Source organism: Clostridioides sp. ZZV14-6154 (genome assembly GCF_020657785.1).
Classification (GTDB): domain Bacteria; phylum Bacillota; class Clostridia; order Peptostreptococcales; family Peptostreptococcaceae; genus Clostridioides.
In genome coordinates, this window is sequence record NZ_JAGWCY010000001.1 from 586,724 (window position 1) to 599,426 (window position 12,703).

At 26.0% G+C, this 12,703-nt stretch carries 15 protein-coding genes; 3 read left to right on the forward strand and 12 right to left on the reverse strand.

The window, feature by feature from the left end:
* The first annotated feature begins 276 nt into the window (after positions 1–276).
* Positions 277–705 (forward strand): hypothetical protein, encoded by a 429-nt coding sequence (locus KGF45_RS02830; RefSeq protein WP_227828413.1) that lies wholly within the window; start codon positions 277–279, stop codon positions 703–705.
* Positions 706–916: 211 nt separating this feature from the next.
* Here the strand turns inward: KGF45_RS02830 and KGF45_RS02835 are convergent, their stop codons facing one another.
* Positions 917–2,368, reverse strand: coding sequence for an alanine/glycine:cation symporter family protein (locus tag KGF45_RS02835; protein ID WP_227828412.1), 1,452 nt, complete (start codon positions 2,366–2,368; stop codon positions 917–919).
* 466 nt (positions 2,369–2,834) lie between these two features.
* Between KGF45_RS02835 and KGF45_RS02840 the strand changes: the two genes are divergently transcribed.
* Both KGF45_RS02840 and KGF45_RS02845 read left to right on the forward strand, forming a co-directional pair.
* Entirely contained in the window at positions 2,835–4,100 is a 1,266-nt protein-coding gene (locus tag KGF45_RS02840; protein ID WP_227433187.1) for an ArsB/NhaD family transporter, read from the forward strand.
* 38 nt (positions 4,101–4,138) lie between these two features.
* Positions 4,139–4,594, forward strand: a complete 456-nt coding sequence (locus tag KGF45_RS02845) for a hypothetical protein (RefSeq protein WP_227841777.1) — start codon at positions 4,139–4,141, stop codon at positions 4,592–4,594.
* Between the two features lie 136 nt (positions 4,595–4,730).
* Here KGF45_RS02845 and KGF45_RS02850 read toward each other — a convergent pair whose 3' ends face one another.
* The 11 genes from KGF45_RS02850 to KGF45_RS02900 all read right to left on the reverse strand — a co-directional run bounded on the left by KGF45_RS02850 (position 4,731) and on the right by KGF45_RS02900 (position 12,703).
* Positions 4,731–5,102, reverse strand: coding sequence for a NifB/NifX family molybdenum-iron cluster-binding protein (locus tag KGF45_RS02850; protein WP_227841778.1), 372 nt, complete (start codon positions 5,100–5,102; stop codon positions 4,731–4,733).
* Between the two features lie 2 nt (positions 5,103–5,104).
* Positions 5,105–5,473 carry an ArsR/SmtB family transcription factor gene (locus KGF45_RS02855; RefSeq protein WP_227828410.1) on the reverse strand — a complete coding sequence of 123 codons (369 nt, stop codon included), beginning with the start codon at positions 5,471–5,473 and terminating at the stop codon, positions 5,105–5,107.
* A 287-nt stretch (positions 5,474–5,760) separates the two neighbouring features.
* Entirely contained in the window at positions 5,761–6,639 is an 879-nt protein-coding gene (locus KGF45_RS02860) for an NAD(P)/FAD-dependent oxidoreductase (protein WP_227433183.1), read from the reverse strand.
* Between the two features lie 16 nt (positions 6,640–6,655).
* The gene (gene trxA / locus KGF45_RS02865; protein WP_227840685.1) at positions 6,656–6,973 is read right to left on the reverse strand and encodes a thioredoxin; all 318 of its coding nucleotides are present in this window, start codon (positions 6,971–6,973) and stop codon (positions 6,656–6,658) included.
* A 151-nt stretch (positions 6,974–7,124) separates the two neighbouring features.
* A complete protein-coding gene (locus tag KGF45_RS02870) occupies positions 7,125–8,357 on the reverse strand; it encodes a sensor histidine kinase (RefSeq protein WP_227841779.1) in 1,233 nt (410 codons plus the stop codon).
* Positions 8,347–9,018 (reverse strand): response regulator transcription factor, encoded by a 672-nt coding sequence (locus KGF45_RS02875; protein WP_227841780.1) that lies wholly within the window; start codon positions 9,016–9,018, stop codon positions 8,347–8,349. Before KGF45_RS02875 ends, KGF45_RS02870 begins: the two co-directional genes overlap by 11 nt.
* Positions 9,019–9,033: 15 nt before the next feature.
* A complete protein-coding gene (locus KGF45_RS02880; RefSeq protein WP_227841781.1) occupies positions 9,034–9,873 on the reverse strand; it encodes a hypothetical protein in 840 nt (279 codons plus the stop codon).
* Positions 9,874–9,898: 25 nt separating this feature from the next.
* Positions 9,899–10,537 (reverse strand): DNA-binding protein, encoded by a 639-nt coding sequence (locus tag KGF45_RS02885; RefSeq protein ID WP_227828404.1) that lies wholly within the window; start codon positions 10,535–10,537, stop codon positions 9,899–9,901.
* A gap of 13 nt (positions 10,538–10,550) precedes the next feature.
* Positions 10,551–11,279, reverse strand: coding sequence for a DNA alkylation repair protein (locus tag KGF45_RS02890; RefSeq protein WP_227828403.1), 729 nt, complete (start codon positions 11,277–11,279; stop codon positions 10,551–10,553).
* A gap of 162 nt (positions 11,280–11,441) precedes the next feature.
* On the reverse strand, positions 11,442–12,131 hold the full coding sequence (locus tag KGF45_RS02895; protein WP_227841782.1) for a radical SAM protein: 690 nt from the start codon (positions 12,129–12,131) through the stop codon (positions 11,442–11,444).
* Positions 12,132–12,139: 8 nt separating this feature from the next.
* Entirely contained in the window at positions 12,140–12,703 is a 564-nt protein-coding gene (locus KGF45_RS02900; protein ID WP_227828401.1) for an ECF transporter S component, read from the reverse strand.

The window sequence follows — 12,703 nt, forward strand, 5'->3', positions numbered from 1 at the left end:
TCTCCCTCTCCCCTAAAATATAAGTTAATAATTAGAAATACTTTTAAAAGCCTAAAATAACTACAAATATAACTCTAAATATAAAATACCATAAATTCGCATATATTACTATCAAAGCTATCGTTTTTATTTATAGCATATATTAATGTTATATTAATTATCTATTTTATTATTTTCTCGATTAATTATACAATATAATTAAGTAAGCAATAATAAACTATAAATGAACACCATAATTTAATGGTTGTTTATTGAATATTTATGGGGGACTGAATTATGAAAACAAGTTCAATACAAAATTTAACACTAGAAAAACGTAACCTTATAAAAAAATATTCTCTTACTTTGAATGAAGATTTAATTTGGGAATTTAAACACGATAAATACCACACTATAAAATACTTCACACACAAGTTTGCAGTTAAAGAATCTGTGCTTGCTCTTTTATTCAACATACATAGATTATGTTATGCTAAAATAAAATACTTTGAATCAAATTTTTCAAAATATGAACCTTATAAATACAGTTATCAAGAAGGATTTGTTAAATGTGAAATATATGATATGAGTTTTATGTTGCATAAATATAGCAATATGATGATAGACTTAAGAAATTTACAAGAAATCAAAAATATAGAAGAGTTTAGATTATTTTGTGATTACTTAGAAAGCTTTGAAGATAACTTACAAGATTTGATTGTGTAGTATTTAAAAATATAAGTTTTAATATAGGATTTATAATAATTAAATTGTATTTAAATACTAAAAACTTTTAATAAAATATAAAGTACTTGAGATAAAAAAATATTACTGGAATTAAAAATTCCAGTAATATAAGTTAACTAAAATACTATATTCATATAAATTAAATACACTCTAATATATCAAAATTACTTTATAATTTTTATAATACTTTTTATCCTAAACGTTCATCAGATAATTCATTGTGCCACTCTGATACATTTTCTAATCCTTCTATTTCATCTGCAATAAATACAGGATCTTTTATTCCAGATTTTTTTTGACTTGTATAATCTTTTAAAGCAATAAATGCGTACTTACCTAAAAGAGTTATTGCTATTAAGTTTATTATAGCCATCAGTGCCATAAATAAATCTGCTAAATTCCAAACTACCTCTACTTGAGTAAGAGAACCAAATAAAACCATACCTACAACAAAAACTCTAAATACATTAAGTTTAGTTTTACTTCCACTCATAAACTCCATATTTGATTCTCCATAGTAATAATTTCCTACTATAGAACTAAATGCAAATAAGAATATACAAACTGCTATAAAAATATTTCCTATTGGTCCTATATGGTGAGTTAAAGCTTCTTGAGCTAATTCAATTCCTGTTGCTCCACTACTAGCATAATCTGAATATAATAATACCATGAATGCTGTACAACTACATATAATTATAGTATCTGTAAAAACACCTAGAGATTGGATTAAACCTTGTTTTACAGGATGAGTTACATGTGCTGTTGCAGCAGCATTAGGCGCACTACCCATACCTGCTTCATTAGAAAATAAGCCTCTTTTTACTCCAGTCATTACAACTCCCATAAACGTACCAATTGCCATTCCTCTAAAATCAAATGCGCTTTCTACTATTAATGATATAATTCCTGGTATTTCTGTTATATTCATTACAACTATAGCTAAAGCAACTAATATGTATAATCCTGCAAATACAGGAACTATTATTTCTGAAACTTTTGCTATTCTATGAACACCACCAAAAATAACTATTGCTGTTAAAATTCCAAGACCTATTCCCATAGCCATTTTACTTATACCAAATGCATTATTAAATGCCAATGAAACAGTATTTGCTTGAACTGCATTAAATACAAATCCATAACAGATAGTTATAAGTATTGAAAATAAAACACCCATCCATCTTTTATTTAAACCTTGTTCCATATAATAAGCTGGTCCACCTCTAAAAGCTGGTCCATTCTTAACTTTATAAATTTGAGCTAATGTACTCTCCACAAAACTTGAAGCAGAACCAATTAATGCTATAAGCCACATCCAAAATACAGCACCAGGACCTCCTGCTACTACTGCAATTGCTATTCCTGCTATATTTCCAGTACCAACTCTTGAAGATGTACTTATACAAAAGGCTTGAAATGAAGATATTTTTCCTTCTTTTTTTGCATTTTTATTTGCTGCACCATCACCTAAAAGCCTAAACATTTCTATAAAATATCTGAATTGTACAAAATTTGTTTTAATAGTAAAGTAAATACCAATTACAACTAACATTATAATTAGAATATAAGACCATAAGTAATTGTTTACAAATACTACCGCATTGTTAATGCCCGTTAAAATACCATTTAAAAAATCCATTTTATTAATTACCCCCTGTTAATATTGTTTTCTCAATAAATCTTAAAATCAAAAAAATGCATAATTCCTTGTGAAAAATTCATTAATTTAATTATAATATTTATAAATTTAAATTACAAGGTTTAAAATGAATAATTTGTTTGATAAATTGCAGTTTTATCTTTAAATTCAACTTTATTCTATTAATTTTATAATTTAGATATAATTAATATTTTATATTGCTTATCAAATACAATAAATTATAATTTTGGAGTATATTTTTTCGTTTGTCGTTTAATATTATAAGTAATGATATAATTTTAAAATTTATTTAAATAACAAAAATTTTCTTTAAATTCTGTTAATTTTTCGAAAACTTTGTTAAATAATATACTTTTATACATCCATTGAAAAAACTAGAAAAAAGTAATACTATATATAGTACTAGCATTAGACACAAAAGAATACAAATGGAGGTACTTATATTATGGAATTTCAACAAATAATAGCTATATGTATATTTTTAATAGTTATGGCAGCTATTATTACAGAAAAGGTAAACAGATCTGTAGCAGCTGTTGGTGGTGCACTATTAATGATAATCTTCAATATACTTACACTTGATGAAGGATTAAGCCATATAGACTTCAATACTATTGGAGTATTAGTTGGTATGATGCTATTTGTTGCTGTTGTTAAAAACTCAGGGCTATTTGAATATATAGCTATTTGGACTGCAAAAAAAGCTAAAGGTGATCCATGGAGAATAATGATTTGTTTTGCTATTATAACAGCCATTTTATCTGCTGTATTAGATAATGTTACTACTGTTTTACTTATAGGGCCAATGACTATAGTTATTACACAAATTTTGGGACTTAATCCAGTTCCATTTTTAATAACACAAATTTTAGCTTCAAATATCGGAGGTACATCTACTCTTATAGGTGACCCTCCAAATATTATGATTGGTAGTGCTGCCAATCTTAGTTTCATGGATTTTGTGATAAATTTAGGACCTGCTGTTATAGTAATACTTATTATAACAATAATATGTTTTAAATTTATTTATGGAAAAGAACTTGTTGTGGATGATAAAGCCAAAGAAGTAATATTAAAACTTGATGAAAAAAAATCTATTAAAGATAAACCCTTACTTATAAAAAGTCTTCTTTTAATAGCATTTATACTCTTTGGTTTTATGTTTCATAGCACAATCCATATAGATTCTTCTGTTGTAGCATTAACTGGTGCATCTATAATGCTTCTTATAGGAAAGCAAGATGTAGATGAAATTATGGCAGGTATTGAATGGTCTACAATCTTATTCTTTATGGGATTATTTGTAGTAGTTGGTGGATTAGTAGAAGTGGGTATAATAAATAAATTAGCTCAAGCATTGATTGGACTTACAGAGGGCCATATTGTATTTACGATGTTATTAATATTATGGTTATCAGCAATAGTTTCTTCATTCTTAGATAATATTCCTTTTGTTGCAACATTAATTCCACTTATTTTGACTATGCAGGCTGAAGGAATTGATGTAATGCCACTATGGTGGGCAACATCTCTTGGAGCTTGTCTTGGAGGTAATGGGACACTTATTGGAGCCTCTGCCAATGTTGTACTAGCAGGTATAGGTAATAAACATGGTCATCCTATATCTTTTAAAGAGTATTTTAAGATAGGTTTTCCACTTATGATTATATCTATTATTATATCTACGGTTTATTTAATTATAAAATTTTAGAAAATATAGTATAATAGTATTAAAGGGGATGTGTATATATGAATATTAATACTGTTCAAGGAGATTCAATTGAAGTTCTTTTAAGACAACTTGGAGCTACAAAAATATCAAAAGTAAGTAGTACATTATATTTTATCAAGTTTGATTTAGGAGACAACTGGAAAATATCTTATACTTATAATATTAATGCTAAAGATCAATATTTTTTACAAAGAATTGAACCATATCCTATTGGTAGAGGTCTGTTTAATGATGAATATGAAATAATATCATTTATATCAAAGGATTTAAACAAATTTCTAAATGCTAAAAATAGTAGTAACTTTAAAACGTTTGTTGAAGTTACTAGAAAAGTCAATTCTATTATTGATAATGTAGAAGAATTATTTTTAAACTATAATGTAGATGGAGATGATTTAAAAACACTCAATAAAGAACTTAACGATATATTAAATGATATTAACTATATAGAAAAGCATACAAAGAAAATCTAAAGTAAGATACTTATAAATTTAAGATTATATAAAAAACTTTGTACAACTTCAAAATTTAATACTAAAGATAAAAAATCTTATTTGTTAAAATGATAAAATAGCTGATGAAGCATATGCTTCATCAGCTATCTTGTTTTTAATGATGTCCACATCCATCATGTGAACAAGTATGATTTGATGGAAATTCTACTAATTTCCCATCTTTAAGTAAGTCCAAATTACCACTGATAGTATCAGCTTCAGCTCTATAAACTTTTATTCCCATACTATTTAATTTAACTATGGCACCTTGCCCTATTCCTCCAACTACTACTGCATCTACAATTGTACCTGATAATGCTTTTATTGGTTGACACTTTCCATGTTCATGACCTAAATCTCCATTGTCTAAAGATTTAACTTCTCCACTTTCTAAATCACACACAACAAAGATTGGTGCAGAACCAAAATGACCATATGGTTTACTATCTAATCCTTTATTTTCTTCTACTGGTATACATACTTTCATTATTATTTCTCCCTTCTCTTACAACATTTTTTCATAGATTTACATTCTTTACTGCATCCTAGATGTATTGTATTTACATCAAATACATCTATAAAGCTTTCACTAGAATTACTTAACATAGAATTTATAAAATCCATACATATGTTAAACACTTCTTTGTTAATATGATATAAGACATAGTATCCTTCTTTATATCCTGTTATTATGCCAACTTCTTTTAATATTTTTATATGTTGTGAAACAGCAGAATCCGAAATTCCTAAATATTTAGAAATTCCTTTTTGGCAGATATTTCTTTTAGATACTAATATAAGTATGTTAAGTCTAGTTTCATCACTCAATGCTTTAAATATTTTAACCAAATTTTCCATAAATACCTCTTTTTGATTAAGTAATTACTTAATTAAATTATAGTACTCTTAATTAGATTTTTCAACTATTATTTTGAAATTTTGGAACTTATTATAAATAATTCTAATTATTTCTATATATATTTCAATTGTTAGTTTAAATCTATCAAAATAAACACACCTAGAGATACATTTCTAAGATATCTCGAAAGGAAATAATAATATACAAATAAAAAACTATCTAAAATAATATAATTATTTTAGACAGTTTTTTATTTGTATATTTAAAAATTTACTTACTAGTTATATTAAGCTCTTTTTAATTTATCCAGATAATAAACAGCATTTAATGCTGCTATTTGTCCTTGCCCAGCTGCTTTGATATAAGAATATGGTTTACCTACACAGTCTCCTGCAGCAAAACACCCTTCTATATTAGTTTTCATATTATTATCAACCTTGATATGGATACCATCAATTTCTATTCCAGGAATCAATGTACTTGGAGCTGTACTATCTTTTATAACGAATACTCCATCAACTTCAATATGATTTTCTTTAAAAGATATCTTATTTACAAGTTTATCTCCATCTATTTGCACTGGTCTATCGTGTATAATCTCAATAGAATCATCTAAATTATCTGAACTTCTCATAAGGTTTTCCTTTTTATACATAGGTATAAAATAAGTTTTTGAAGTAAGTTCACTTAAAAAATTTGCCTCTTCTTTAGATTCTTCATTATATCCTATGACTGCTACTTTTTTATTTCTATAAAGTGGTGCATCGCATGTAGCACAATACCCTACTCCTCTTCCTAGAAATTCTTCTTCACCTTTTATTGGTCTAGTATATTCTACACCAGTCGCAAGGATTACAGTAGTAGCTTCATACATATCATTTCCAGACATTATTGCAAAGTATTCTCCCATAGCATAAATATTATTTATTCTTTTATTTTCAATTGAAATATCCATGTTATCTATATGCGATTTAAATTTGTCTTTTAATTCATCTCCACTTATATCATAAAAACCTAAATAATTATCTATTGAAGGAGCTTTAACAAGCTTATTACTTAAATTATCATTACCAAACATAATCATTGTTTTATTTCTTATTTTTGCATTTATAGCAGCAGATAATCCTGCTGGACCACTACCTATTATAGCTATGTCATATCTCATAATATTCACCCATTTTTTATAAATATGATTTTACTTTCATTTCAATTTTGTTCTTAGGCATAAATCCAATTAGAGTTTCAACTGGCTCTCCATCTTTAAATATAATCATAGTTGGTACTGTAGATACACTAAATTGTTGAGCTATTTCTAAGCTTTCATCTATATCAACTTTTACAAATCTAGCTTTGTCTTTCATCTCTTCGCCTAATTCTGCAAATACAGGTCCTAACATATTACAAGGTCCACACCAAGTTGCAAAGAAATCTACTACAACTACTCCTTTACTACCTTCAACACTACTTCTAAATTCAGATGTATTTATAACTTTTGCCATTTTTTTAATCCTCCTAAAAATTTATTATCCTTATAATTATACTATGAAATTTATAAATATAATTTTACTTTTATAAATTCTTTTATATTTTATTTTATACTAATTAGTATACCCATTCTTTATTTGTAAAAACAGATTTTTTATATTTTTATTATTTTAGTTTTTTTGGTATTGATATTTCAAATGTAGTTCCAATTCCTATATCAGAAGTTACATCTATTTCAATAGACAAATTCAAGCTAATCATATGCGCTATTGAAAGACCTATTCCAGAACCTTCTAAATCTTTGTTTCTCACATTTTCACTTCTAAAAAATCTGTCAAATATAAAAGGTATTTCTTCTTTTTTTATACCTATACCAGTATCTCTTATAATTAGTGTTACTTCATCTTCCACATCTTCTTTTAATTCTAATACTATCTCATCACCTAGTTTAGTATATTTAAAAGCATTATCAATAAAAATTAATATAAGTTGTCTCAATTTATTTTTATCTGTTATTATAACTTTATTCTTTAATTCAGAGTGAAATGTAAATTTTTTTTCTTGAAACTCAGCAATATCCACATAATCCTCTGATATTTCTTCTAGTAATTTTTCTAAATCAATTTCCTCCAAATTAACTTTAACAATAGAATCTTCCTTAGTAAGAGATAGTAAATCTGTTATCATCTTTTTAAGTCTTCTAGTTTCTTTCATTGCAGTAGCTATTGTTTCAACTTCCTCATTTACTGTATTTTCTGGAGATTTTAACATACTTTCTAATTTTGATGAAACTATTGTTATTGGAGTCCTTAACTCATGTGAAGCATCTTGTATAAATTTAGCTTGGTTCCTCCAAGCAGTCTCTATTGGAATTAATGCTTTGCGAGTAAGATATACAGCTACAAAGTACGTGATTATAACAGAAATTAGTATTCCAATTATAAGTACAGATGTCAACTGTTTTAAAGAATTCATCTCTGAATCAATGTTTCTGATTATTTGTATCTGATATCTGCCCATATCCACATTTAATTCTCTAAATGTATAACCATTTTCTGTATATTTAAAAAATGTATTTTTCTTATCTAGTCTTCTGTCTGGAAGTAATTCATCAAAATATTCATTTTGAGTATAGTAACTTATTCTGTCATCTTCATAAACATATACCATATCTTTAGGATCTTTAAGTCTTATTGGGTTTAAAAATGAGGTTCTCTTAAATTGAGAAACTATATACTCCAGTTCATCATTGATTTCACTATCAATTCCACTATATGTAAGACCTCTAAAATATGAATATATAAATATAGAAAATATTATTAAAAAACTACCCACTACAACAATGTACATTTTTATTAAATGGTTTTTAGTGCTGGTAAATACATTCTTATTTATCATCGAATATGTATCCTACCTTACGCTTAGTTTTAATATATTTATCATATCCATATTTACTTAGTTTTTTTCTCAGATTACTTACATATACCTCTACTATTTCAATAGTTGCATCTGAATCAATTCCCCATATTCTATCATAAATCTGTTCTTTTAATAGAATCGAACCTCTATTTAAAACAAAATATTCCAATAAGTTAAACTGTTTATTTTGAAGTTTTATTTCTTCTTTTTCAATATACACTCTTTTTTCTAATGTATCCAGATATAAAGATTTAAATTCTAATCCATTTCTTTCTTTTATTTTTCCATTAGTCCTCAATATGGCATATACTCTTGCTACTAGTTCCTCCATATAAAAAGGTTTTGTCAAATAATCATTGGCTCCTATAGTAAATGCTTCTACTTTATCGTCTAATGCTTCTTTGGCAGTCAATATAAGTACAGGTGTATCTATATTATTGATTCTCATTTTCTTCAAAATATCAATTCCATTTATATTAGGAAGCATTAAATCTAAGATAACTAAATCATATATATTTTGATTTATTAAATATAATGCTTCTTCTCCATCTTCACATTTTTCAGTTTCAAAATGAGTACTAAGTTCTTCTACTACACTTTCTAAAAGCACCCTATTATCTTCAACTATCAAAACCTTCATAAATATCCCCTACCTTTATTTGTCTATCTTGACTTTATGAGATTTCAAATCAATATCTACATTTGCCTTTTCTTTTATATCATCATAAGTATATCCTACTATTTCAACATTCTTTGCTTTTGTTGAACATATTATATCTATATCTGTTTCTTCTGAAGCCTTTAAAACTTTGTATGATGGTACACGACTTACTGTTAAGTATTCTCCATTATCATTAACTTCCGCTGTCTTAAGGATAATATTCCCCAAATCTTTTGATGATGAATTCTTTACTTTTATTTGATATGTGATTCCCTCTTTTGACTCATTTACTTTTTTAAGTTCTGAAGTAGATAATACTTCATACTGACTACTATTTTCTAGCTTAATCTTATTATTTCTTATATCAATAGTATTTTCTTTTAAATTAACATATACAATTTTACCCTCTGCTTCATATTCATATGCATAGACTTCTACACTTTTGGCAAAAGTTTTATGTCCACATTCTACATAAGCTACTTTTCCAGGCATTAAAGTCATATCTAACAGAGATTTACTATCAGATGAAGTAATTTTTTTATTTGCATCGTATTCATTATATATTAGTTCAACATTTGATATATTAAATGTTGAATTATTTTCTATCTTTGTGGATGTATCTATTTTTCCATCTTCAGCTACATTTATAATCTCTGTTGCTCCTATATTCAATACTTTTGCATTGTCCTTATCTATTGTTACTTCATTGTTGTCTTCTGCTTGAATCTCAACTGAACCAGAATGTTCTTTTTCCCTTTTACATGCAGTCAGTGTAAAAATAAATATTGTTAATATAATCATTAAAAAAATTAATTTTTTTACTATTTTATTCATATTAAGCACCTCATATAGTAGTATTTTATAGTAGATTTTTATATTTTTTCATGAATTCCTTCAATGCTTGTGTAAGTATTTGGTGTTTTTCAAAATTTGAGTTGCTACATAATCTTTCAAAGTCACTCCAAGTTTCTTTATCTATACGTATTCTTGTTGTTTTTAATTCACTTAAAGATTCATTATCTATATGTACATCTTTTTTATTAGATATTTTTTTAGGTTTTATATTATAATCCTTCACTTCTAAATACCAATCATACACTTCACAAAGCTTATCTAAATCTTCTTGAGTTATATTTATTTTTCTGTCTTTTTTAGGTTTAATATTTTTTCTTACCTTTGTATTTTTTAAATCTGTGTCGTTAAACTCAATTTGTTCAATACTCTTATCTAAAACCTTTTCATTAGATTTCTTCTTTTTGGTGCTTACCTTTTTTATATTATTAATGTTATCTTCCTTAGTTTTTTCTTTATCTAAATCTTCTTTATACTTTAATTCGTCTTTTAATATGTATTTACCTTTTTCTGACTTATATCCTTTTTTATTTAAAAAAGTTCTTAAAGTACTTTGACTAATTTTTAAATTTTGAGCTATCTCTGTAAATTTTATTCCTTTATTTTGAAGCTCTAAAAATTTATCAATTCTTTCTTCATTATTCATTAATACTCCTCCGTCAATATCTTCTTGTCTTTCTTTTCATATTTCTTATTATATTCTTCTTTTCTAAATCTACTCTGTTTGATTCAATTATCTTTTGTAACATTTTATTATAAGTAAAATCATCTAAATTGTTGTTTTTTATATAAAGAAGTGTTTCTTCTTCATACTTAACAAAACAAATTGATAATAGCCATGCCATACCCATTTTAACATAATATTCTTCACTTTGTATATTGTTACAGTATTCAAAGATATCTTTAATATATTCATCATCAACATAATATATTAAAAACATAACTAATGCAAATCTAATCTCCCACAGATTTTCTGAACAAACATATTTTTTTAGTATATCATACATGTATTCTTTATAATTATTTGTACTCTTTAGTCCAGAACAAAATCCATCACAAATTGCCCAATTACTTATTTTAGGTACAAACTTTTTTATATAATATGAAATTTCTTCAAAATTACTATTTATATTACCAATCACCATACCTTGTAACATAACTTCTTCATAATAAGTATCTTCTGCTACTTCTAAAAATTCTTTCCAGTTACCTTTACTTATTTCTTTTGACAACTTTCTTAAATTGGGAATTCTAATACCTATTATATTTTCTGTCCCTGGTATAAGTTTCTTATTAAAATCTCTATACTTAATATCTTGCATAGATTTCATATACTCTAAAAATTCGGTATATTCCAATTTATCCCATTTTTCCCTACTAAGCATCATTTATTTACTCCTTAGTTCCTTTTTTCTTATTGTAACATAAAATTATATAAAAAAAAGCTTCTAACTATCAGAAGCTTTTTCAAAAATATACTAAATTTTTCAATTTAAAATTAAAATTAAATTAAAATTTTCTACAACATAATATCTCTTTAGAAAACCTTACTAATCTCCTACACCGAAGTCTGTATTATTATATAAAACTTCTATATTTGGATTTTCATTTAGGAATTCATACTTATTAATAAACCATTTAACCAGCTCTTCATCTCTTTTTATTTTAGAAGAATTGTTTATAAAAACATTCACAGTTGCTTTTTCAAAAGTATTTAAAATAATATCTATATCATTATCTATCATTTCTTTAGTCTGTCCTTTAATTCCAACCATAATACAAGGTGAATCAAAATATTCTTTTACCTCTTCTGGAGTTCTAAATCTTGCATTTTTATTTAAAAAATTATTTCTAAAATCATAATCAAATGTTTCAACCCCAATTTTAAATATTATAGGTATTTCAAAATAATCTCTCATTTCCTTTAGTCTATTTTTGTAGGACCAATGACTTTCTAAGAATAGTTTTTTTATATTTTTTTCTTTTATAATCTTCTTTATTCTCTCTAAAGTATCTTTAGGTATTTCAAAACAGCTACCAGAATTTATGACTTCAAGAACTCCATATTTTCCAGTTATATTTTTTAAAACTTCAAAATTTAATTTGTTCATTTCTTCTTCCAAATTAGAATTATCATCTATATAATCACAAAAAGAACATCTTCTCCATATACATGGAAAGCTTTTAAGTAAAACTATTTCTCTTTGATTTTTATTTATTATCTCACTATATCTATCCATATTCTCTCCTATCTTTCTCCAGTTAATGATACTTTTAAAGTCTTTGGAACTGCATTTAGTCCTAAATTTACCAAAACAACCGCAATTAATTTATCTGTATAATCTGTGAACACTTGAGTTATAAACACACTAAATACATCTCCAAACCCTAGTACTTTTAAAATTTGAACTATATAAGAAGAACCAGATGATGTAACACCTCCAAACAAAAAAGCTGAAATTACTGAACTTACTATAGATGTTGGTATGGCAAATAACAATACTCCTAATGGAGTTTTTAGACCAGTTAAGAATTTCTTTTTAAAAGCAATACCAGCAAGTAATCCTGTTGATATCTGGACTGGTGCAAAATAAAGAGAATATACATCAAATGTAACCCCACTTATTAAACTTCCAAACACGCCTGTAATAACAGCATATTTAGGTCCCAAAAGTGAAGCTATCATTATAGTTCCTATTGAATCTAAATATATAGGTAATCTTAGTCCCATAGCTATAAATGCACCTACTATATTTATAGAAATACCAAAGGCTATAAGTGTAATAGTTTTGACACATATTTTTCTTTTCAC